Raw genomic sequence first — 23,991 nt, 5'->3', positions numbered from 1 at the left:
AAAAAAACTACGAAAAAAGATTTTGTGGGTTACTATTCCTCCCACGCTAAACAAAAGGAATTGAACAAAATTTAATCAAACAATTCAAAACACAATAAAATGAAGAAAAATTCAATTTTAAAATGCCTTGCGATAGCAAGTATTTTTTTGAGTGCTGCAACAAGTTGGGCACAAGCGGTAGCATCAGTACCTGTAGGCTGTAGAGTCGTGGTAGCAGGCACCGGAGGTACGGTAGGCGCAAATCCTATCGGCAGAGTGGGTGACGGTGGTGTAGTCATCATGCCCGATCCAAGCGGTGGCGGTGCTTTTAATTTTACTGTTGGTGGTGTAGCTACATCAGCAAGTTGGTCGTTGAAAGGAGATTTGTCTAATACCGCAGTGACTCCAAGTGCCGTTAATAATGCACCTCCACAACCTGCAGCGGGTTCATCTGCAAATATTTTTACCTGTAATAAAAACCTGCGAACTACTTCTACAGAAGCATCAAATACAAATTTTGCGAGAAGTAAAGGTCAAGTTAGAGTAAGTTGGTCTGCCCCTCCTTGTAATAACTCAATCACATTTGACATATTTAAAACCTTTACAAGTATTCCTACGATAGTTGGTCCTACGTGTCTTGAACCTCTAAAAACGTATACTTTCTCAATAGACCAAATAGCGAGTGATAATGCCAACGACAACATTGGGTTTGACAAATACTATTGGAGTGGAATTCCAGCTGGAATTACTGGTTTATATTATTCGGCTGACAATAGCTCTATAACTTTTACTATGGGCAGTTCAGTGCCTGCTACTTCAACGTTACGATGCTGTGTAGGTCGATACAATACTACCTCTAATGCAGATGGCGGGAATGGTCCTAATCAAACATTACCTCCCGCTAATTATTTAACGTGTGTTAATTCACTGCCATTAGTACCATTACCTACTACACCTTTATACACTACTCCTCCACCAACCTGTCATCCTACTGGTACAGCATCTTTTACTATAGTATATCCTAATCCGGCTCCACTTGTTTACACATGGACTGCTCCTAATACGGGTTGGACAATTGGTACTACCACTTCTACATCCGTAACGATAAATACACCTAACAATAATCCTGGTGAACTAGTACTTACTATATCGGGTAGTACTTGTGGTAGTAATGTCGTGATACGCCATCAAGTTAACCGTAATTTAACAGGTTCTCTCATTACGCCCAACATTACCTCGCCCGGCTCAATCTGTATGACAGCAGGTAGTAGCAATAATCAATTCTTCTTGGGCAACACTGCAGCGGCAAATAATGTTACTTGGACGGTTACTTCTCCTCTGGCAGGAGCAGCGGCCAATATTACATTATCAGCTGTAAGCGGTCAACCTAGCAGTACAGTAGCCGTAGCCATTGGTGCCAATGCTCCTGTGAATACTACATATACCTTGACGGCTACGGCCAATACTGCGCCTTTTCCTGCTTGTACGGCAACCGCTGTTAACTATACCTTTAACGTGAGACCACAAACGCCAACTTTTGCGGGCGCCAATTGTGTAGTCAGAGGAAGTAGTGTAACTTCAATATCTGTTAACCCTGTTGCTGGGGTTGCAACAAACGGATATACTTGGGCACCACTACCCGCAGGAGTAACCTGTACTGCTAATTGCAATACCGTAAATCCAACGTTCCTTATGAATGGTACTGGAAACACTTCTCTTCTTCAAGTAACAGCAGCAGGAACAAGTGGATGTAATAGTTTAGTAGGAAGTAAATCAATCAATTATTATACTGTAGTTACAACCCCTGGTCCTTTTTCTGATAGTTATGCTGTCAACGGAGCTTGTGGTATTGTAAGCTCTTGGACTGTAAATGGAGTGAATTATACTGCATCTAGTGGAAACATAGGTATCAGTGGTGCGCAAAACAATACTTTAACCATTTCTGGTAGTGGTGGTGCACCTATTACTCAAGTTTGCGCTAATTATCCTGGGCCAATTGTGGTTTGCGCTACCTCTTTTGGAACAAGCACTTTAAAACAAGCAAATCCAAATCCAAAAAATCTAAGAGAAAATATTATCATTTTCCCGAATCCTAATGATGGTAATTTCGACATCCAGATTAAGGAGGTTAAAGAATCGGCTTCGGCTACCGTAACCGATATGACCGGTAAAAAACTAGGTACTTATGAGCTAACCAAAGGAGAAAACAAAATTAAAACTAAAAACCTATCCAGCGGAACCTATATCATTGTTATTGATGTAGATGGCAAACAAGAAAGTCAACGACTAATCATTAAATAATTCTGTTAAACACTAGGAAGTTTAGGCACATTGTGTCTAAACTTCCTTATTTTTATAAAAAATTACAATGAAAAAAATCAATACACTACTGCTCTTTTTTACGATGTGTTTCTTTAATACCTACGCACAAAAAGAACTTTGGGGTACAACACGACAACCAAGTTTGGCTCAAGTGCAAGGCAACATTGTAAAATTTGACATCAATGGCGAAAATGCGGTTACCGTCCATCAATTCAACTTTCCAACAGGTAAAGTACCCATTGGCAAACTATTTTTAGCCAGTAATGGCAAACTCTATGGCACCGCAACATATGGAGGTGTAAATAATGACCCCACTTTCCTAGAAAGTGGCAATGGTGTGTTGTATGAATACGATTTAACTTTTGACACCTATAGAGTGGTGCATTATTTTAATTATTCAGCACCTACAAATATTGCTACAAATCCGACCTCAGGCTTAATTGAACCCATTCCAGGGAAATTGTATGGGGGTACACTTTATGGTAGCTTTTATGTTTGTGATATCGCTACTGAAACAGTTACAACGCTAACACATACCTATTCTTTCGCAGCTATGGGTGGTATCTACAGCGATTTAATTAAAGCATCGAATGGTTTTGTGTATGCTATTTCAGATAATTCTTTTCCTTGTACAGGTGGTATAGATCCACAACCAAATATGGGTACTGTTATAAAGATAAATACAGCAACTAATATTGCCCAAAAAGTAGCTTCTTTTGCTTGCGTTGGGACTGATGGCGAAGGTTCTAATGGTATTTTGATAGAAGCCTTGCCCAACAGAATATTCTTTACCAGTGGTGCAGGATATCAGTGGTTACCTGTTGAAGGATTTTCTTATCCTGCTGGTACTATCGTTGAATTTAACACGCTAACCAATACACTTACTCGTAAAATTACATTTGACGTTTTCAATTCTTTAGGCTTTAGACCTACCTCTTTTGTGCTTGGCAACAATGGCAATTTATATGGCACTTGTGAAAATGGTGGTGATACTTATAGATCCCCTTTTACGTCAGGAGTGTTATATAAAGCAGGTACCATTTTTGAATACAACCCCAATAACAATAGCTTAGCAAAACTTGCCGACTTTATGCCTTTTAGAAATTTACCAAATAATATAATAAAATTAAGTACTGGAGAATTTGCAGGAAATCTTGGTGGAACTGGTTTATTTAAATTTAATAGCACCACTAATTCGTTGCAATTCCCAGACGCCCTCACTTACAGCGATTTTGGAAACCAAGCTTCCACCCAAAACCTCGTCGAAATTTGTCGCAAACCTTCCTATCATTTTTTTGATGTTACTACTTTTGATGGGTGTGTAGGTGGTACTTTTACCTACGATATTCAAAACACCAACGCTACAAGCTACCAATGGCAAAAAGGTAACCAAGATGTAGCAGGACAAACCACAGGAATCTTAAACCTTACCAATCTTACTGCCAGCGATGCAGGTACTTATACTTGTGTGATGACCAACGAATGTGGCACTACCACTACCATGGCGTTAAACTTGACCGTAAATTGTTTGGGAACCAACATCGTTGCACAACTTGATAAAGCCATAAAACTATATCCTAATCCTACTCAAAATACTTTAAACATAAAACTTCCAGAAAATATAGCCATAACAGTAAACAGCCTAAAAATTGCCAACACACTCGGCCAAATAATAGTAGAACAAAAAGCTGTTGAAATTGATACAATTGATGTAAGCCATTTACAAAGTGGCATCTACATCATGGCACTTACCACCAACTACGGCAACTGGAACGGCAGGTTTATAAAAGAATAACAGATTTTTAAAAAGCTAGAAAAAAAACAGCCCATTTTGTCATTCCGACAAAGGAAGAATCTCATAAAACTAATTAAACCCAACTGCACTATCCTCCTTTTTGGAGCTAATTCTTGATAAGCTTATTAAAGCTTAATAACAGCTCACTAAAATTCAGTAAGAATAAATCGTTTACTTCTTATTCTAAAAATCAATTAAACAAACTACAACCATGAAAACAACTTACATAAGAATATACCTCCTAGTGATAGTATGTTCACTAAAAACTTTCACCAATTTTGCTCAACCCATCATAAAAGTGCCTCGCTATTGCGAAGTAGTAGTTGCAGGAAACGGTCAAGGAACGTCGACAGGATTTGGCGGTGCAGTGGGAGATGGAGGCATTGTGGTTATGCCCGATCCATTTGATTACCCCGGAGAAGAAGGCAATTTCTATTGTTCCTTAAATGAGTTCGAACTTATAAAATGGGAATTACTTGGCGATTTATCCTTACAAACCGAAACTAATTATAATCAAGCTATCCAATTTGTAGCTGGAGCCAATCCAGTAAACATTCAATCCTATAACAAAAAATTACGTTTTGGCGAAATGCCATCAGCTTCATTACCCGATTTAGACACCAGTTGGGCAAGAAGCAAAGGCAGAATTGTGGTTACGTATTATGATAGACGATGTATAAACAAAATTACGTTTGATGTATACAAACGCTATAAAAGCGATCGAAAAAAAAATTCAGTTCCTCCTATAGATGGTGCCGATTGTGTACTGCCAAATACTGTTTATACCTTTTCGGTTGACCCCATAGCCAGTGATAATCCAAACGATGAAATTGGTTTTGACAAGTATTACTGGAGTGGTATACCCGAAAATTGTACTTTGCTTTACTCTGCTGCTGACAATAGTTCTATAACCCTCAAAACAGGAGAAAATGTACCCTCATTTATACTCCAATGTTGCTATGGTAGAGCAAATGACTGGGACGGAGAAAATAGTTCTAATCACACTACATGTAGTAGTAAATCAATAATTAGCACGTTACTAAATCCTGAATACATCGTTGCCCCTCCTACCTGCCATCCCACAGGAACAGGAGCATTTACAATAGTATATCCCAATACAACCTCTGCCAGTTATCTGTGGACTACTTCCAATTTAAGCTGGCAAATTACTAGTGTAGTTGGAGTTAGCACAACTACTGTAACCGTAACCACTCCTGATAACAATAATGGTAGACTAGAATTAACTATGACTAGTGCCTGCAACACTACGGTAACTATACCTTATCAAGTTAACCGTAATTTAACAGGTTCTCTCATTGCTCCCAACACTACCTCGCCCGGCTCAATCTGTATGACAGCGGGTAGTAGTAATAATCAATTCTTCTTAGGCAACACTGCAGCGGCAAATAATGTTACTTGGACGGTTACTTCTCCTCTGGCAGGAGCAGCGGCCAATATTACGTTATCAGCTGTATCTGGTCAACCTAGCAGTACAGTAGCCGTAGCCATTGGTGCCAATGCTCCTGTGAATACTATATATACACTGACGGCTACTGCCAATACTACGCCTTTTCCAGCTTGTACGGCAACCGCTGTTAACTATACCTTTAGCGTGAGACCACAAACGCCAACTTTTGCCGGCGCCAATTGTGTAGTACGAGGAAGCAGTGTAACTTCAATATCTGTTAACCCTGTTGCTGGGGTTGCAACAAATGGATATACTTGGGCACCACTACCCGCAGGAGTAACCTGTACTGCTAATTGCAATACTGTAAATCCAACGTTCCTTATGAATGGTACTGGAAATACTTCTCTTCTTAAAGTAACAGCAGCAGGAACAAGTGGTTGTAATAGTTTAGTAGGAAGTAAATCAATCAATTATTATACCGTAGTTACAACCCCTGGCCCTTTTTCTGATAGTTATGCTGTCAACGGAGCTTGTGGTACTGTAACCTCTTGGACTGTAAATGGATTGAATTATACTGCATCTAGTGGAAACATTGGTATCAGTGGTACGCAAAACAATACGTTAACCATTTCTGGTAGTGGTGGTGGACCTATTACTCAAGTTTGCGCTAATTATCCAGGACCCATTGTGGTTTGCGCGACCTCTTTTGGAACAAGCACTTTAAAACAAGCAAATCCAAATCCAAATCCAAAAAATCTAAAAGAAAATATTATAATTTTCCCTAATCCTAACGATGGTAATTTCGATATCCAGATTAACGAGGTTAAAGAATCGGCTTCGGCTACAATAACCGATATGACGGGTAAAAAACTAGGTACTTATGAGCTAACCAAAGGAGAGAACAAAATTAAAAACAAAAATCTTTCTAGCGGAACCTATATCGTGGTTATTGATGTAGATGGCAAACAAGAAAGCCAACGAATAATTATTAAATAATTCTGTTAAACTCTAAGAAGTTTTGAGGCATAGCCCCAAAACTTCTTAGAGTTTTTATTCCGTCTAATAAACAATCAAACAGTTATAACTTCAAAAAACTATTTCACAGCTGGCTGATAGTTCTGTTTATCAATAATCATTTTAGACAAAATCTCTCTCAAAATTTCTGAAGTTCCACCGCCAATAGGGCCTAATCGACTATCTCTAAGCAAACGAGCCAAAGGATATTCTTCCATATAACCATATCCGCCTAACATTTGCAAACAACTGTAAATAGCTTCGTCAGCTACTTTGGTAGATTTTAGTTTGGCCATAGTGGCTTCCTTAACCACATATTCTCCTTTATTTAAGCGCGCAACGGCTGCATAATTGAATACTTTACAGTGCTCCACTTCCGTGGCGTGATCAACCATGGTATGTCGTAACGCTTGAAATTTATTAATCGTCGTTCCAAAAGCTTCCCGTTGTGACATGTAATCAATGGTATAATCAATAGCATATTCGGCTCTTGCATGGGCATTGATAGCCATAATTAATCGCTCTAAAGCAAAATGTTGCATGATGTAAGGGAATCCTTTTCCTTCTTCACCCATTAAATTTCCTTCCGGAATTTCTACATTATCAAAAGCTATTTCAGCAGTATCAGAAGCTCTCCATCCTAATTTATCCAACTTTGTTGCCGAAATTCCTTTAAGATTGGTGTCTACCAAAAATATACTAATTCCTTTATTTCCTTTATCTGGACTCGTTTTTGCCGCTACTATATAATAATCGGCATAAACACCATTCGTGATAAATGTTTTTGATCCGTTAAGAATATAACTACTTCCTTTCTTAACAGCTGTGGTTTTCATACCCGCTACATCACTTCCACCAAAAGGTTCCGAAATACATAAAGCTCCTATTTTCTCACCCGCAATACTTGGTGCTAAATACTCTTGTTTAATACGATCATCTCCCTCAGCATTCAAATGGGTCATCGCTAAATAAGCATGAGCCCACATCGCTGCAGCAAACCCTGAAGATTTAATTTTTTGCAGCTCTTCTAAAAAAACAACGGTGTAAAACAAATCCAAATTCATTCCGCCATAAGCCTCAGGATAGGCAATTCCGAAAAAACCCATTTCTCCAAACTTTTTCCAAATAAAGCGTTCGATTGTACCGGTTTTTTCCCAATTTTCAATATGAGGCACCACTTCTGTTCGCAAAAATTCTTTAAAACTTTGTCTAAATAATTCGTGTTCTTCGGTAAAGTATAATGAATTCATAGCAGTCGGCAATTTTATTTTTTTTTAGAATTCCAAATATAAGGCAATTATTTTTATCTTATCAACAGGAAATCCTTTAATTTTTGGCAAATCCTCAATTTTGATACTACCGTTCATCGTCCTAAAAATCACAATCTCTTTTGCTAAAGAATATCTAAAAAACGGGAATTGACTTAACTCTTTGACTGAGGCATCGTTGATATTTATTTTTTTGGCGTTGACTGTATTTTTAACTACAAAAGAACCATTCATTTTTTCAATAACTTCGGGCGATAATCCCCAAATATCCTGCATCTGCTCCATAGAAACAAAAGCGCCTAATTTTTGTTTTTGCTCCAAAATTCTATCTGAAATTTTATCGCCAATACCGTAAACCTTCATCAAATCTTCTTTTGTTGCCTGATTGATATCTAAAACTACAATCTTATCCACTCTAGCATACGTATTTTTAGTATAGGATGTTGCTTCGCTCTTTTTGTTTTTTACCCAATCGGGGAATTTAAAGTAAGGAGCCATGATTTTCAATAAAGAATCCGAAACTTTAGTTACGGCTTGAAATTCCTGAGCCGAATTTACAAACTTATTTTGCTTTCTGTAATCCAACAATCGGTCAATTTCGTCCACTGACATTCCCAGCTTATAACCTTTAAAGTCAGTAATAAAATTGGGGTTAAACGGATAGATAGTGGGTTTGTAATTTTTCTGTTCCAATTTTAAACTGTCAATCAAACTTTGATTCGCCAGCCATTTTGATTGTTCATGATCTACATTGTCAGTTTTAGTAAAATCATAGCCATAATAAATCCCCTGAGCAGAAAGTATCATCAGAAAAAAAAGCAGTATTCCGATGCGTTGACTTTTCGAATACCTTAAAACGGAATCTAGAAATGTTTTTTTTGTCATAGTCTTATAAATCAAAAACAGACGTTCTTTTACCTCGAATCAAATCTTTCAATTTTATCCAAAAAGCCAGTGTCAAATACACGCCAAACCATAAGCCTGCCGTTACAAAAGTAATGTAGATAAAAAACAATCTGACGTTAGAAGCCCTCATCCCAAGCTTATCCGCCAATCGGGAAGACACGTGAAAACCATGTTTTTCGAAAAAGTATTTTAGCTGAATTACAGGTGACATTTTTTTGATTTTAAAGGTTAAAATTACTGTTTTAGAAGCTGAATTCCAATAGCGCACTGCAAACATTTCCCCAAAGAACAGTATTCATTTTTCAGTTGTAACAGCGATTGTGTTTCAAAAGCATTTGTAGCTTTTACTTCAAAGATCGCAAACTTATCAATGACAGCATTTTTCTCGGCATCTATTTCTTTGAGTAAACTCAGTAACACTTCTGAAATTTCTTTACCGTGACTTTTGGCATAAGCAAACTGAATCGGAATGATTGTGTTAATCACGAGTAAATCGATGAATGCTTTTGAAAGTTGCTTCTTTTTAGTCGGACTTTCTTTGTCAAATTGATAATGATTTTGCCAATAATCCGATGGTGCAACATCAAATAGTTGATACAAATCTTTCAAACATTTAGCGCCTATTACCATGGAAAATAAATGTTGCTCTTTGTGATACACCATAGCCAGTTGCGCCAAACGTATCGTTGGAAAATTATCAGGACGATGCTTAAAAAATGCTACAGGAGGAATCATTACTTTTTGCATTTGATATTTTTGTTCCAAATAAGCATAAACTTCCTTCAAGCTTTTAGTATAGTTATCTTGACAATCTTCCGGAATAAGAGCTGCTCTTCCGAAAAGCAAACTTTCTAAGTGCTGTAACTCCAGTCGTTCTTTTCTGACAATAGAAAACGGAATCGCTTTGGCTATTTTTAAAAAAGATTCTCCGTTGGTATTCAAGCCGAAATTCTTAGACAACATCAAGAATAAAACAGCTTCCCAATCATTATTAGTTTCCGATAAAAGTTGCTCGACCGAAACATACTTTCGCTCCAAACGTTCAAGAAACAAGCGTTCCTGCCAATTACTCCATGCAAAATTATCTATAGTGGCCAATTGGTTTTCGCAGTAAATCCATGACTTTGGTGCCAACAAAGCTTTATAGTTGGCTAAAGTTTCTTCTGAAATATAGTTTCTAAGTTCCAAAACCGGAATTTCGCTGTTGTCTTTTCTAAAAACCGGATGGTCATGTTCCCAAACCACATGTAAAATTACCGTATCATAATTCACATCTTTTTCATGATGATGCAAATACCAGTCGGATGATTTGACATGAATTTCAATATTACCTGCCCATTTTTGTTGGTTGATACTAATTTGAGCGTTAAAAAAATCTGGCCCTGATTGTCGTAAATAACTACCTGTATTATGAATGATTAGCGATTCACCAGCAATAGTTGTTAGGTTTGAAAAATCAAACTTCTTATATTGCCATACATAATGAAGAAAGTCTTCTTTCACAATTCCTAATTTTTCATCTAAAGTAAGAAATTTACTGATGCAATAAAAACTTTATGTAATGAAAAAGTTACTTTTAATGCTGACACTACTTGTTTTCGGAAGTGCTTATTGCCAAAACTATAAAATCACTTATCTAAAATATTCTAATGGAAGCCTTATCGAAAATCAAGATCCTATTTTGGTTTATACTAATTTGCAACATACTTTTATTACTTCGGAAGCTATTGTAAATAGAAAAGCTTCTTTACCGTTTGAACAGACATTATTGGACAGAAGTTCCGATTCCTTTATACAAATAGCTAATCTGAATAAAGAAATCATAAGCACTAAAGATAGTACATCATTGGCAAAACAAACTTTTGAATTTTTAAATGATACTAAAAAGATACTTGGCTATACCTGTAAAAAAGCGAAAACGATTATCAACTCCAACACCATCGAATTTTGGTATACTAATGATTTAAAAGTAAAAGGCGCACCAACCGTTTTAGGTCAGAATCTAGGATTGGTTTTGGAAATGGTTCGCAATGGTAATTTCGTTGTCACTGCAAAAAATATAGAAAAGGTAAAAGTGTTTCCAGCCATGCAACAATGGAAAAAAGTGACCGATGCCTTAAGTTATAAAGATTTACTTTGGAAAAGTCGCTTCACGACAATCAATGTTTTTAAAGACCAAATCATCAATTTTTCCGATGCATCAAAATCAAACGATTCCATTCTGCGGTTTGCAAATGGAACTATCGCGGTTCGAAAAATGAAGATACCAGAAATTAAAGTAGGAAGTCAGATTTTTATAGATATAACTGAACAATCCAATGGAGATGCCTACGACAGGACAGGTTCCTTTTTTATGATTCCGACTGACAAAGCCATTTCATTCTTGGATGGTTTAAAAAATGGAGCGAAGACATTGCCGGTATATACTAACGGAAATGGTAAAGAATATCAGGGTGTAGTGGCTACTGCCGATTATAATCCTGTGGTCGAATTGATGCGCTTTTATACTCCATTTGGCGTAAAACAGTACAATACATTGCAACTGAAAGATAAGACTTGGGCGGATAATGTATTCTACCGTCAAGATGTTTCTGATTTACGAACTTTGTTAAGTGATCAGGAGGTTTGGATAGGAATTAACATTGGCAATTATGATAAAGGCGGTCATAAAGTAACTGCCAACATTACCATTCATACGGAAGAAGAAACGAAAGTCAAGCCTACCCAAATTGTGCCGCTGTTCTGCACCAACAATATTATGGAAATGGCTGGACAGGAATATGGCACCATGTTCAACATCGACAAAGGTTTGCAAGTTACTTTTAGCTTGGACAAACCCATGAAAAACTGCAAGCTTCGTTATATTACTACCGGACATGGCGGTTGGGAAAATGGTGATGAGTTTGTTCCTAAGAAAAACACCCTTTATGTAGACGATAAAGAAACATTTAGTTTTACACCATGGCGTCAGGATTGTGGATCGTATCGTTTATCGAATCCGGCATCGGGGAATTTCCCTAACGGATTATCATCTTCTGATTACAGCAGAGCCAATTGGTGTCCGGGCACCGTAACCAATCCCATATTTATAGATTTAGGAGATTTGGAAGCCGGAAATCATTCGGTGCAAATAAAAATCCCACAAGGTTTACCCGAAGGAGGAAGTTTCAGTTCTTGGAATATTTCGGGTGTTTTGATAGGAGAATAAAAAAGAGAAAAGAAGCAAGAGTCAAGAAAAAAGACTTTTAAATCTTGCTTCTTGACTCTTGCTTCTTTCTTCTATAAAAATTTACTTGATAGAACTAATTATATCGTGTTTCGTAATAATATGATACTTCCCATTTCCTAAATCAACCAAGACGGCTTGATTGTCTTTATTGATTAACTTGGAAATTTCCTCGATGGGTGCATTCGCATTTACTATTGGGTATGGTTTGCCCATAATTTCTCGAATTGGTTTGTCGGCGATATTTTTATCTTCGACATAACTTCGGAACAAATCGGTTTCGTCTAAACTACCTACAAACCCTGTGGTGTCAATAACCGGAATTTGGGAGATGTTATATTTCTTTAAACGATCGATAGCGTGCGACACTAATTCTTCTGTACGCACTATCACTAGTGGTTTGTCTTTATGGTCTTTGATAACGTCTTCAGCTTTAGTGATGTCCTCGTCTAAAAAGCCTCGTTCACGCATCCAATCGTCATTGAACATTTTCCCTACATAACGACTTCCAGAGTCGTGAAACAACACAACAACTACGTCTTCGGGCTTGAAGTGTTCTTTAAGTTGGTGTAATCCTTTGATACAAGAACCAGCTGAATTCCCAACAAAAATGCCTTCTTCTAATGCAATTCTTCGAGTGTATACAGCAGCGTCCTTATCCGTTACTTTTGTAAACCCATCAATAATTGAAAAGTCTACGTTTAATGGTAGAATATCTTCACCGATACCTTCAGTGATATAGGAATAGATTTCGTTTTCGTCAAAAATTCCGGTTTCGTGGTATTTTTTGAATACCGAACCGTAAGTGTCAATTCCCCAAATCTTGATATTTGGATTTTTCTCTTTTAGATATTTTCCAGTTCCTGAAATAGTGCCACCTGTTCCTACTCCAACTACAAAATGGGTAATCTTTCCTTCCGTTTGCTCCCAAATTTCGGGCCCTGTTTGCTCATAATGGGCAATGGCATTGGATGGATTATCATATTGATTTACGTACCAAGAATTTGGAATTTCGGTGCTTAATCTTTTGGAAACCGAGTAATACGAACGCGGGTCGGTAGGCTCAACATCTGTTGGACACACCACTACTTTAGCACCAACGGCACGCAGGATATCCATTTTTTCTTTGGATTGTTTGTCGGTGATTACAAAAATACATTTGTATCCTTTGACAATTGCGGCAAGCGCTAATCCCATTCCGGTATTTCCGGAGGTTCCTTCGATGATGGTTCCACCTGGTTGTAGTCTTCCGTCTGCCTCGGCATCTTCTACCATTTTGAGGGCCATTCTGTCTTTAACCGAATTACCGGGATTGAAGGTTTCCACTTTGGCTAAAACCAATGCGTCTATTCCGGCTATAACTTTGTTGAGTTTTACTAAAGGTGTGTTTCCGATAGTCCCTAATATGTTTTCTGCGTATTTCATTGTATAGATAATAGAGTATAGAAAAAAGAAAATTGATTCCTATTGTTTGTGACAAATGTAATGCTATTTACAAGGTTTACAAAAATTCAAATGGTTAATTCACTAACCCTGACTGCAGCAACTACCTTGTAGTGCGCAAGGCAGGAATTGCGCTAACCGATACATCCCAAACGATTCGTTCCTGACTTTTACTGGAAGAAATTCCACACCACACCAAAACGTATCATGAAATCGCGATAAGGATAATTGGGCGCTGAATAGAAGTTGTTCCCGGTCATTCTGGAGTTTAAATGCTCTACTTTAAGGAAAATACGCGTTTGACGGATTCGCGCATTGACAAAAAAGTCAAGCATTGGGAATTCGCCGACCTCTTTTTCGTTTTGTACAAAGAATTCGGTAGTAACCGGATTATAATCGTTGATGTAGAATTTCGTAAAGTAATTGAATGTGAATCCGGATTGAATATACAAGGCTTTCTTGAAGAAATAGTCCGTGTAATACAAAGAGTTTCTAGTAGTAATTTGAGGTACATTCAGAACAGCATCCTCTTGATCTACTTTTTGATACAGAATGGTGTTGTCCAAAGCCAATTTCCACCATTTGAACTCACGACTGACTTTTACAGATAGGTAGTTTATGGTTTTGTCGTATTGTTTTGGGGAGATTATTTGTTGGCGATCAATAGTGGCATCGTTACTAAAGAACAAATGATTCTTGATGGAACTGATTTGCATCGAAGCTGTAAACCATTGGGTTTTGGCAGTAGCCTCGATGTTATTAATTTTTTCGTTCTTAAAATCGTTGTACCAATTGTAATCAACATAGCTACTTTGATATAAATTATAAATGTGATCCGGAATCTTACTGATCATTTGATACTGGAACACGAACTCATTTTTATCATTCAGTTTGTAATTCAGAACAGCGTCCAGATTGGACATCGGTTGGTTTGAGATAGAATTGGAATAGGTAAAAACTCCGTTCCATTTATTCTTTCTGTATTCGTATTGTCCACCAACGGTATTGATTTCATCGTTTAAGGAACTTGGGACAACACCCGACTCTAGAACCAGTACTTTATCAAAATAATAATTGTATCTGAAATCTTCGGCAAAAAACTGAAACTTTCCGAGTAGTTTATTTTCATAGATAGCGCCTACTTTATTGTACATTCTGTTGAAGCGCGTTTTATCATTGATATTGGCCGTTACATAAGAATCCCCAAAACGTCTGACAGCCGTATTCCCAACTGATGAAAGCACCGTATTTTGGTTGTATTCAAAAAATTTGTTTTCGTAATTGAATTGGTGTGCTATATATAAATTGTTATTGGCATTTTTACCATTGATTCGGAAGTTATGATCAAAGAAGAACCGTTTCCCTTTCATAAAACTTTTAGCATCTCTAAGGTAGACTTCTAGTCGGGCACGGTTGGTAAAAGCGCCGTCTTCACCTTCAAAATCTTCAATGGTTGTTAAGCCACCATTCTCACCGTTTAAAAAATCTTGTCCTGTGAAATGGAAGTTTAAATAGTATCTTTTGTTTATGGTATTATAACTAGATGTGAACCTGAAGTTTCCTGTGCTGGAAAGCTGATTAACATATTTCCCTAACGAACGCAAACCTTTGAAGGCAACAGACATGTTAAATCTTTCCGAAGTATTCACCGTAATAAATGCATCAACCGATTGTCCTTGCTCCATTACAGTTTTAAAATACAATTCGGTAACTGGTGTTGCCACTGAATAATAGTTAATATCGTCAACTTTCATATAGTTGAACTGTTTTCCTGAAAAGCCAATTTCGGGGAAAGATTGATTTTTTTTAAGTCCAAAATCTAACGTGGCATAGGTTTGACCTTCATTAGCAAAGGGCAAAAGTCCAAAAATGTCTTTCCGCAAATAATTGAATTCGTATTCTTTTCTAATAGACAACGAGGTATCAACATAAGTAGTATCTTTTTGCAACGTTATAATCCTGTATTGATCATAAGCTGCTTTGGGCTGTTTCACTGGAGTACTCTTGGTCGTATCATCCGTTTGTGTCTGGGAATAACCACCAGAAAAGACCAAAAGTAAGAAGACAGTTAATAGGTATTTCATCATAATATATTTCGAAGCAAAAATACACAAAACAATTTGTAATAAAATCATAAAAAAACCACCATAAAGGTGGTTTTAAAAATAGTAAAAGAATAAAAACTATTCTTTAATAAACTTTTTGGTCACTGAATTGTTATCTGAAGTGAATGTTGCAAAATACACTCCTGATGAAAGATTCGAAATATCTATTGAATTGGTAATGCTATTGGTAGCTCTGTAAATTTCCTTACCTGAAATATCATTTATGGAAACGCTAGAAATAGTGATATCATTTTTAACATCAAAGTTCAATACATTATTGGCTGGATTAGGATAAACAAAAACACTATTGTCATATTCGTAGTCACGAGTGTTTAAACTTAACCCATTTGTTGCATTAGCAATTAATGAAAACACCTGAGAACCTCCCAATAAAGTGGCACCTTTGTGAGTAACCTGAATGGTGTAGACACCTGGTTCAGCACCAAGTATTTCAACTTTTTCAATATTATCTACATCGTTGTCTGAAAAGTTTGTTGCTCCAGTTGCAGGATCAATCGGATCTAATTTCCATGGATAAAAAATGTTTCCATCTTTTAAAACTTTTAAATCTAAATTGTTTCTGAGTCTTGGTGCTCTATTATCAATGTCACCAGAGATATTAACTTGCCCATTTGGATCAGTCCAACAAATCGAAACCGATAATTTTTGAGTTGATGAAATTGAAATTTGTTTGGTAAATGTTTGACTTGTTGACAAAGTATTCTCTTCCAAAACCGTACTACTATTTCTGTTGGTGATAATATTCGCTGCTAATTCTGCATTAGCCAAACCCCAACCAAATTCATAATCAGGACCTGGATAAAAACCAGCTTCTTTCGCCGAATGACATATCAAACCACGAACTGTAGAAGCTCTCATGTAGTTTGTAGCATTAAGATTGTTGTAGTGTTTTTGTAACATTAACACTAATCCTGCAATTGCTGGAGCTGCCATAGAGGTTCCCTGAAAAACATCATAAGATGTATTTGTATTGCTAGTACATGAACTCACACCAACACCTTTAGCTGCAATATCTGGTTTGATTCTTCCATCATCAGTAGGTCCGTAATTACTGAAATCACTCATTACTACACTACTTTCATTAGTGTAATTAGTTACACCATTTACAGCTGCGACAACAAGCGCATTTTTAGAAGTACCAAAACCTGTTAATAAATCATATCCGCCTTTGTTATTGACTTGATTAACAGTAAAATCATCTCTGTCATTACCTGCAGCAACGACAATTTGATAGTATGGAGAGACATTTGAAACATTATCGATTTGAAGTGATGAAGTATCATAGGCTCCAAACTTCGCTTCTGTTAATCCAGAGGCTACATAACCATAAGAATGATTAGAAACTAAAAATCCTTCTGCACCAAAGGCTAGAAATTCATTATAATCGGAAGTCCAATCATACGTTCTTGCTTGAGCACCATAAGCGATACCTCTTCTTGAGGCACTAAAGCCTGAAGCTACAATCGTACCTGTAACATGAGTACCGTGAGCACTTAATGTTGCGGACGCATCACCTAAAATAATTTTTCCTCCTGAAAACTCTTGATGCGTATCTCTAACTTTTCCACCATCCCAAACACCTGCTGTCATTCCGGCACCAGTAACACTAAGGCCTAAACTTCCACCTGGATACATTTTATTGGTGCCCATAGTTACGGATGAACCCTGATTAAAAGTAGTGTAAAAAATTGGAGTTCCATCATCCTCAATCCTTTGCAAAGACAATAATTCGCTTTCAAGAAAAGGATGCTGTTTTTTATAATCTGCCACTCTTTTTTGTTGAATGCGATTAAAATCATCCGCCTCATTTTTTAAAACAGTAATTTCTGCCGCATTGTAACTACTGACAATTTTTTGTCTCTCAGAAACAGTTTGACTATGAATACAAATAGTAAAAAGAAGAAATACAATTAAACTTTTCATAACGCAGTTTTTTAAAAAAACCTTTTTCTAAAAAGAAAAAGGTTTTTAAATTAATGATATTTTAAATATTATAGATAACCAGGATTTTGTTGGATATTTGGATTAGCAACAAGCTCATCCAATGGAATAGGCAACGTAAATCTGTAGTCGTTATTCGGAATTGATAATGGTTGGCCTAAGATATCATCATCGGTATCATCTCTATCAAAAGTTTCTCCAGTTACAGGCCCTAATCTTTTGATATCAATATATCTGTGAGCTTCAAAGCACAATTCTAATCTTCTTTCAGCTAAAATACCTGATAAAGCCTCAGTAGCATTAGCATAAACAGGTAAAGGTTGAGGGCCTAAGAAATTTCTAGCATCTCTAATTTGTTTAATAACAGAAGCCACAGAGTTAGAAGTACCATTGATATTACCTTCATTAGCTAAACACTCCGCTAAAATAAAATACATTTCTGAAAGTCTAAAAACTTTAATATCGTTTCTAGTTGGAAATGCTCCTTTACCAGGATACTTGTCTATAACAAGTACATCAGTTGCAATGTAATTTGAACTTGTAGCATAAGTTTGATTTATCAAACTAGTTGGATCAACATTTGCATACCTTCTAACATCACCAGGAGTAGCCGTAAATTTATTAAACAAGGCTCTACTTACCTCATACAAAGGTGAACCTGAAATTGTTGTATTGTTAGTAGTGAAGTTAGCAGCAACGGCTTCCCAAGTACCTGCAGTTGGTCTGTCAAGTGCCCATATTACTTCTCCACGATCTATATCTTGCCACATTCTTCTGTAAGGACTCGGTGGATTAGTAGCACCATAGAATGCTGTATTCCATGCAGGTGTGGGAGCACCAGCACTAGGGTGAGTAGGCCCTCCAACAGCAACGCTGTAAAAAGGATTGGTTGGTGCTGGTGATGGCGGCGTAACTGGAGTAGCAACTGTAAGTGAAAGTCCAGAATTAGTAATCACGTCTTGAGCATACTGTTTTGCTAATGTATAGTTACCTCTGTACAAGTACATTCTGGCTCTCAAAGCGTTAATCATCTCTTTTGTAACAAATTTGTATGTTGCAGTAGGACTAACATTATTGAAAGCAAAATTCAAATCATCTTCGATTTGAGCAAAAACTAAACCATTAGCAACTCTAGGATAAAAATCCCCAGCTCCCGGAACATTAGTGAATAACATAACGCCAAGAGCATCATCATCTGTCAAATCTGTTGAAAAGTAAGTCAACAATTGGAAATAACTAAAAGCTCTTAAAGCTCGTGTTTGCGCCAATATTGAATTATAGGTAGCTAATTCTGTTGGATCAGTCGGAACCTCAAGATTATTAGCTGCAATTCTCAAAAGTCTATTTGCTCTGTTAATAGTCTCATAATTATCAAACCAAATATCACTAGCAAATTGCTCTCCTGTAGTTAGGAAAAAACGGTGAAGACTTTTATTCTGTCCACCATTTCCACGACCAACACTACATTCATCCGTAAAAATACCTGTAAATCCAATTTGATCAGATATAGAAACACGACCATAAAAACCATTAAAATATTGTTGCATTTCTTCAACACTATTAATATCTGCTTCTGTCAATTCTCCATCCTGCACAATGTTATAAGCATCTTCACACGAAGACAACATAAAAAAGGCAAAGAAAGTAGAGATAAAAATTACTTTTATTCTTTTCATAATATATTTTTTTTTAAAATTCAACATTTACACCAAAAGATACTGTTTTCGGCGTAGGGAAAGAACCAACACTACTAGTAGAACCGAAATCCGGATCAAAACCTCTCCATTTAGTCCATGTGTATAAGTTCTCCGCTTGTACAAAAAGTTTAAGAGAAGACAATACTGATTTCTCAAGCATTTTCTTACTGAAATTATATCCAAAACTTAAATTTTTCAATCTAATGTAAGATGCGTCTTTTAACCATTGATCAGAAAAATCGCTTCCTAAGTCAAAGTTAGCTGCATTTAATGCCGGTACATTTGTATTAGTATTGGTTGGTGTCCATGCATTTAAGATATCTGTTGACATGTTGTTATCTGCAGCAAATGTATTGAACGAGTTCAACCATAATTGTGCATAATCAAATCTGTATTGTTCAAATGCATAGGCAAATTGAGAATCTAAAAAGAATCCTTTATAATCCATGTTTAAACCAAAACCTCCTTGGTAAATTGGAATATAACTTTTTCCTGTTTTTCTTCTATCCACATCATCAGGAGTCTCTGTTAAACTACCATCAGCAGCTACAAACAATAAGTTACCATTTGCAGGATTCACACCAGCATAAGGAACAACCCAATATTCATTAATTTGACTTCCATTTTCCTCTATTACGTTGGCTCCTGGGTTTTCAAAGGTTTCAACATCTGTATATTCATTCTTGTTATAAGAACCATTTGCAAATACTTCAAGGTTGAAATTGTCATTTCTTACAATTTTCCATTTCAACGCCAATTCGATACCGCTATTTTCCAAAGAACCATTGTTTCCAGGCAAAGATGTACCTGCACCGGCAGCAGCAGATAATCTTTTATCTAAAAATAATTTATCAGTAACTCTTTTGTAAACATCAACATTACCAGTAACTCTGTCTTTCCACAAACCAAAATCTAAACCAATGTTAGCCATTGTTTGTTCTTCCCACTGTAGTGTATTATTACCAAACTGTGAGCCAATAAAATTGCCACCCAAACCATAGGCACCAGCATTTCCATATCCTGTACCTGTGGCAATTAAATCTCTAACTCTATTATCAGCAGGATATAGTGGATTTACTCCATTTCCAGCAAACTCAAGATTTTGATTTCCTTGTATACCATAAGATACTCTTAATTTTAACATATTGAAAAGAGAATTCTTCATGAAGTTTTCTTTGTCAATATTCCATCTACCACCTACAGACCAAAACGTACCCCATTTGAAATCATCAACAAAACGATAACTAGCGTCTCTTCTAATTACAGCATCAATACCATATTTATCATTATAATCGTACGTTAATGAGGCAAAATTAGAATAAATACCTCCTTGGTTTTTTACAGCAAGGTTAGTTGGTCTTAATGCCGGAAAATTAGCTCCAACGTTTGTCCAACCAGTACCAGCTCCAAATGCATAGGTTAATAAATCTAAACCATTTTGTGTATTTGAGTTGATAGTTTGATATCCTTTAATGTATTCCATGTAAATACCAGCATCAATGGTATGTTTCTCAGCAAATACTTTTGAGAATTTTAAGCTATTTACAATGTTAAATCCAAAATCTCTGTCCGTTGTTCTAGTTTCAAAACCACCAAAAGGCAGTGGCCCACTAGTTTCTCTTACAGCAATAGCTAAATAAGACCAAGGTGCTCTAGCAAACACTCTATCAGACACATTATAGTCAACACCAAATCTAGTACCAATAGTAAAATATTTACCTAATTTATAACTAGCATTAGCATTTGCTAATACTTTAAGTTCAGTGAATTGGTTAGGCTGATTACCATCTTGCAATAGATCCTGCAACACAAGAGTTGTATTTCCACCATCAAAGTCCGTACCAATCAAATCGAACAAACCTTGACCACTTCCTGGGTAAAAGTCATCAGCAAAATAAGGAACACCTGTTAAAGACCCCAATAATGGATTCTGAACAACGTTATTATTTACATTGGCATTAGTCTCTTGACCTAACTGACGTCTTTTAGACAAAGCTAATGTCAAATTAGTTCCGTAATTAAATTTGTCGTTGTTACTTTTTCCAGTTAAATTGGTTCTGTAAGTAAATCTTTTAAAGTTAGTAGTTTTAACAATACCATCTTGTTCAGTATAACTTATAGAGGTAAAGTTGTTAAGATTTTTACCTCCAGCAGTTAAACTAAGGTTGTGCGTTTGAGTTTGTGATGTAGTAAAAAACACATCTCTCCAATCTGTATTAGGAGCTCTTGCAATTTCCGCATCCGTCAACGGAGTGTTGTTACTAGGGTCTCTACCAAGAAAGCTATTTAACAAAGCGTTATTTCCCGCACCTGCACTAATATTGTTATCTCTTTGTAATCTTAATAACTGACTAGAGTTCATTAAATTATACTTGTCTTTCGTTAGTTCAGAAATACCATAAGTACTGGTATATGAAATTTTAAGATTTGATTCAAACTTACCACCTTTGGTCTTAATAATAACAACACCATTAGCAGATCTAGAACCATAAATAGAAGTTGAAGCGGCATCTCTTAAAATAGTAGCTGACTCAATATCTTCTGGATTAATATTTCTAAAAACAACTGAATTTGTTGGAACTCCATCAACAACATAAAGTGGCTCAGTAGAACTGTTAACTGAACCTAATCCTCTAACGATAAGGTCAAATTTTGCAGAACCCGGAGAACCAGAAGATGAAATTACATTTAAACCTGCAACGTTACCCGCAAGTGATTGCAAAACCGTTACGTTAGGTCTGTTTTTGATACTTTCTGCAGACACAGTAGTACTTGCCGCAACAGATCTTGGCTTAGTAGCCGTTTTGTCGTAACCTAATATCACAACCTCTTCCAACTTTATACTTTGTTCTTTTAAAGAAACATTGTAGCTGTTAGCAGCACCAACTGTAATAGTGGCATTGTTGTAACCAGTGAACGAAATTATCAATACTTCACCTTGATTTGCTTTGATGGAATATTTTCCATCAAAATCTGTTTGTGCACTTCTTGTTGTTCCTTTTACAACAATGTTAGCACCAGGAATAGGTCCAGTTTTATCTGAAACAACACCTGTTACAGTTTTCTCTTGTGCAAACGAAAACTGCATTGATAACGCCAATAATAGCGTAAAAATCCATTTGAACTTCGATCTCATATTAATTTTATTTGAGTTAGTTATTTTGCAAACTTCTTAATTATTTATTAATTAACCAAATATTAACATTAAATAATAGGTTTGAAATATGTTAAATGTTTTTAATTTAGTGGCCTTTCTAAATTACTGATGCAGTTATTTATAAATAGTTGCGTTAACTTATTTACATTTATAAAAAAACAATGCTCAATCTTAAATTCTCAAATTTCGAAATTGAATGCGGTACCGATGAAGCTGGTCGAGGATGTCTCGCCGGTCCTGTGACTGCTGCCGCTATAATACTTCCGGATGATTTTAAATTAGATTTATTAAACGACTCCAAACAGCTTTCAGAAAAAGTCAGACAAAAATTGAAGCCTCTGATTAAAGAAAGAGCAATTGACTTCGTCGTAACGCACCTCGAACCCAAAATAATAGATGAAATAAATATCCTGAATGCGTCAATCAAAGCGATGCAAGCCTGTATTGTTCAACTCAATCCTCTACCCGATTACATTATTGTTGATGGAAACCGATTTAAACCTGTAAAAAACATCCCCTTTTCCACAATTATAAAAGGCGATAGTAAATATATGAGTATTGCTGCCGCATCGGTGTTGGCCAAAACCTATAGAGATGCCTATATGGAAAAAATACATGAAGAGTTTCCAATGTATAATTGGAAAAAAAATAAAGGTTACCCTACAGCAGAACACCGTGAAGCTATCAGAAAATACGGCATAACGAAGTACCACCGCATGAGTTTTCGATTGTTACCCGAACAGTTAAAATTTGAACTTTGATTAAAATTTACTATCGACAGCAATAATCATTTTTGCTTCGAATAAATTTGTGAAATGACGTACTATTTTTGCTTTAACTTCATCTTCATCTACTGCTTTTCCTAATTCAACATGCATTGAAGTAACGGCTTTCCCTTTTATTCCGCAGGGAATAATATTGTCGAAATATCCAAGATTAGCGTTGACATTTAATGCAAATCCGTGCATCGTAACCCAACGACTCGCTCGTACGCCCATGGCACAAATTTTTCGGGCAAATGGCGTTCCCACATCAAGCCAGACTCCGGTCTCTCCTTCGCTTCGGGTTCCCACAATATTATATTCTGCTAAAGTAAGTATGATTGCCTCTTCTAAAAAACGCAAATACTTATGAATATCGGTAAAGAAATTTTCTAAATCCAGTATTGGATAGCCCACGATTTGACCTGGACCATGGTACGTAATATCACCTCCGCGATTAATTTTATAAAAAGTAGCTCCTTTTGCCTCAAGCTGTTTTTCAGAGAGCAATAAATTAGAGATATCTCCGCTTTTTCCTAAAGTGTAAACATGTGGATGCGCTACAAACAAAAAGTAATTGGGAGTTACTAATTCCGGATGCGCTCTCTTTTCTAACTTGACATCAACGATTTCCTTGAAAAGAGCTTCCTGATAATCCCAAGTTTCTTTATAATCTTTATTCCCTAAATCCTTCAGTTGAATTTCTTTGTTCATTTCCTATGTATGAGAAAGCAAAATTACAATTTCTATTGGGTTTTCTCCCACCTTTGTTCGGGTATTGTTCGCAAAACAGGCCCATTTTGCGAACATGACCCGAACAACACCCGAACAACACCCGAACAACCCATCAAAACAGGTCAAAACCCATCAAAACCAATCAAAACGAATCAACAATAGTCAATAGCTGAAAAGACTTTGAAACTTTATCACTTATCCCTATCTTTGCAC

General features: G+C 36.5%; 15 protein-coding genes. 5 read left to right on the top strand and 10 right to left on the bottom strand.

Annotated elements, in window-relative coordinates; translation table 11 throughout:
* Positions 1 to 99: 99 nt before the first annotated feature.
* The 3 genes from ACULEU_RS03220 to ACULEU_RS03210 all read left to right on the top strand — a co-directional run bounded on the left by ACULEU_RS03220 (position 100) and on the right by ACULEU_RS03210 (position 6,500).
* Positions 100 to 2,280, top strand: a complete 2,181-nt coding sequence (locus ACULEU_RS03220) for a T9SS type A sorting domain-containing protein (protein ID WP_445454017.1) — start codon at positions 100 to 102, stop codon at positions 2,278 to 2,280.
* A 67-nt stretch (positions 2,281 to 2,347) separates the two neighbouring features.
* Positions 2,348 to 4,096, top strand: coding sequence for a choice-of-anchor tandem repeat GloVer-containing protein (locus tag ACULEU_RS03215; RefSeq protein ID WP_445454016.1), 1,749 nt, complete (start codon positions 2,348 to 2,350; stop codon positions 4,094 to 4,096).
* 211 nt (positions 4,097 to 4,307) lie between these two features.
* The gene (locus ACULEU_RS03210) at positions 4,308 to 6,500 is read left to right on the top strand and encodes a T9SS type A sorting domain-containing protein (RefSeq protein WP_445454015.1); all 2,193 of its coding nucleotides are present in this window, start codon (positions 4,308 to 4,310) and stop codon (positions 6,498 to 6,500) included.
* A 98-nt stretch (positions 6,501 to 6,598) separates the two neighbouring features.
* On the opposite strand, the gene ACULEU_RS03205 is transcribed toward ACULEU_RS03210, so the two are convergent.
* From ACULEU_RS03205 to ACULEU_RS03190, 4 genes are read right to left on the bottom strand one after another with little or no spacing between them, the layout of a single operon-like run.
* Positions 6,599 to 7,768 carry an acyl-CoA dehydrogenase family protein gene (locus ACULEU_RS03205; protein ID WP_445454014.1) on the bottom strand — a complete coding sequence of 390 codons (1,170 nt, stop codon included), beginning with the start codon at positions 7,766 to 7,768 and terminating at the stop codon, positions 6,599 to 6,601.
* A 24-nt stretch (positions 7,769 to 7,792) separates the two neighbouring features.
* Positions 7,793 to 8,671, bottom strand: a complete 879-nt coding sequence (locus ACULEU_RS03200; protein ID WP_445454013.1) for a helix-hairpin-helix domain-containing protein — start codon at positions 8,669 to 8,671, stop codon at positions 7,793 to 7,795.
* Positions 8,672 to 8,675: 4 nt separating this feature from the next.
* Complete coding sequence (locus tag ACULEU_RS03195) at positions 8,676 to 8,903, bottom strand: PspC domain-containing protein (protein ID WP_121311682.1); 228 nt, start codon at positions 8,901 to 8,903, stop codon at positions 8,676 to 8,678.
* 23 nt (positions 8,904 to 8,926) lie between these two features.
* The gene (locus ACULEU_RS03190) at positions 8,927 to 10,195 is read right to left on the bottom strand and encodes a DUF2851 family protein (RefSeq protein ID WP_445454012.1); all 1,269 of its coding nucleotides are present in this window, start codon (positions 10,193 to 10,195) and stop codon (positions 8,927 to 8,929) included.
* Between the two features lie 58 nt (positions 10,196 to 10,253).
* On the opposite strand from ACULEU_RS03190, the gene ACULEU_RS03185 reads away from it, so the two are divergent.
* Complete coding sequence (locus ACULEU_RS03185) at positions 10,254 to 11,900, top strand: GLPGLI family protein (protein WP_445454011.1); 1,647 nt, start codon at positions 10,254 to 10,256, stop codon at positions 11,898 to 11,900.
* An 81-nt stretch (positions 11,901 to 11,981) separates the two neighbouring features.
* Here ACULEU_RS03185 and ACULEU_RS03180 read toward each other — a convergent pair whose 3' ends face one another.
* The 5 genes from ACULEU_RS03180 to ACULEU_RS03160 all read right to left on the bottom strand — a co-directional run bounded on the left by ACULEU_RS03180 (position 11,982) and on the right by ACULEU_RS03160 (position 22,261).
* The gene (locus tag ACULEU_RS03180; RefSeq protein ID WP_445454010.1) at positions 11,982 to 13,343 is read right to left on the bottom strand and encodes a pyridoxal-phosphate dependent enzyme; all 1,362 of its coding nucleotides are present in this window, start codon (positions 13,341 to 13,343) and stop codon (positions 11,982 to 11,984) included.
* A gap of 188 nt (positions 13,344 to 13,531) precedes the next feature.
* Positions 13,532 to 15,445, bottom strand: a complete 1,914-nt coding sequence (locus ACULEU_RS03175) for a putative porin (RefSeq protein ID WP_445454009.1) — start codon at positions 15,443 to 15,445, stop codon at positions 13,532 to 13,534.
* Between the two features lie 99 nt (positions 15,446 to 15,544).
* Positions 15,545 to 17,410 carry a S8 family serine peptidase gene (locus ACULEU_RS03170; protein ID WP_445454008.1) on the bottom strand — a complete coding sequence of 622 codons (1,866 nt, stop codon included), beginning with the start codon at positions 17,408 to 17,410 and terminating at the stop codon, positions 15,545 to 15,547.
* A 68-nt stretch (positions 17,411 to 17,478) separates the two neighbouring features.
* The gene (locus ACULEU_RS03165; RefSeq protein WP_445454007.1) at positions 17,479 to 19,104 is read right to left on the bottom strand and encodes a RagB/SusD family nutrient uptake outer membrane protein; all 1,626 of its coding nucleotides are present in this window, start codon (positions 19,102 to 19,104) and stop codon (positions 17,479 to 17,481) included.
* Positions 19,105 to 19,117: 13 nt separating this feature from the next.
* On the bottom strand, positions 19,118 to 22,261 hold the full coding sequence (locus ACULEU_RS03160) for a SusC/RagA family TonB-linked outer membrane protein (RefSeq protein ID WP_445454006.1): 3,144 nt from the start codon (positions 22,259 to 22,261) through the stop codon (positions 19,118 to 19,120).
* Positions 22,262 to 22,443: 182 nt separating this feature from the next.
* Between ACULEU_RS03160 and ACULEU_RS03155 the strand changes: the two genes are divergently transcribed.
* A complete protein-coding gene (locus ACULEU_RS03155; protein ID WP_445454005.1) occupies positions 22,444 to 23,043 on the top strand; it encodes a ribonuclease HII in 600 nt (199 codons plus the stop codon).
* On the opposite strand, the gene lipB is transcribed toward ACULEU_RS03155, so the two are convergent.
* A complete protein-coding gene (lipB, locus tag ACULEU_RS03150) occupies positions 23,044 to 23,757 on the bottom strand; it encodes a lipoyl(octanoyl) transferase LipB (protein WP_445454004.1) in 714 nt (237 codons plus the stop codon).
* Positions 23,758 to 23,991 lie beyond the last annotated feature (234 nt).

The sequence above is a fragment of the Flavobacterium sp. 25HG05S-40 genome, assembly GCF_052654735.1.
This window is presented reverse-complemented; position numbering and strand designations above follow the sequence as displayed.

Bases quoted from the DNA above. Each gene is read 5' to 3' on its own strand.
- ACULEU_RS03160 (WP_445454006.1), bottom strand. From the start codon at position 22,261: ATGAGATCGAAGTTCAAATGGATTTTTACGCTATTATTGGCGTTATCA.
- ACULEU_RS03175 (WP_445454009.1), bottom strand. From the start codon at position 15,445: ATGAAATACCTATTAACTGTCTTCTTACTTTTGGTCTTTTCTGGTGGT.
- ACULEU_RS03155 (WP_445454005.1), top strand. From the start codon at position 22,444: ATGCTCAATCTTAAATTCTCAAATTTCGAAATTGAATGCGGTACCGAT.
- ACULEU_RS03205 (WP_445454014.1), bottom strand. From the start codon at position 7,768: ATGAATTCATTATACTTTACCGAAGAACACGAATTATTTAGACAAAGT.
- ACULEU_RS03170 (WP_445454008.1), bottom strand. From the start codon at position 17,410: ATGAAAAGTTTAATTGTATTTCTTCTTTTTACTATTTGTATTCATAGT.
- ACULEU_RS03210 (WP_445454015.1), top strand. From the start codon at position 4,308: ATGAAAACAACTTACATAAGAATATACCTCCTAGTGATAGTATGTTCA.
- ACULEU_RS03200 (WP_445454013.1), bottom strand. From the start codon at position 8,671: ATGACAAAAAAAACATTTCTAGATTCCGTTTTAAGGTATTCGAAAAGT.
- ACULEU_RS03185 (WP_445454011.1), top strand. From the start codon at position 10,254: ATGAAAAAGTTACTTTTAATGCTGACACTACTTGTTTTCGGAAGTGCT.
- ACULEU_RS03165 (WP_445454007.1), bottom strand. From the start codon at position 19,104: ATGAAAAGAATAAAAGTAATTTTTATCTCTACTTTCTTTGCCTTTTTT.
- ACULEU_RS03215 (WP_445454016.1), top strand. From the start codon at position 2,348: ATGAAAAAAATCAATACACTACTGCTCTTTTTTACGATGTGTTTCTTT.
- ACULEU_RS03195 (WP_121311682.1), bottom strand. From the start codon at position 8,903: ATGTCACCTGTAATTCAGCTAAAATACTTTTTCGAAAAACATGGTTTT.
- ACULEU_RS03220 (WP_445454017.1), top strand. From the start codon at position 100: ATGAAGAAAAATTCAATTTTAAAATGCCTTGCGATAGCAAGTATTTTT.
- ACULEU_RS03180 (WP_445454010.1), bottom strand. From the start codon at position 13,343: ATGAAATACGCAGAAAACATATTAGGGACTATCGGAAACACACCTTTA.
- lipB (WP_445454004.1), bottom strand. From the start codon at position 23,757: ATGAACAAAGAAATTCAACTGAAGGATTTAGGGAATAAAGATTATAAA.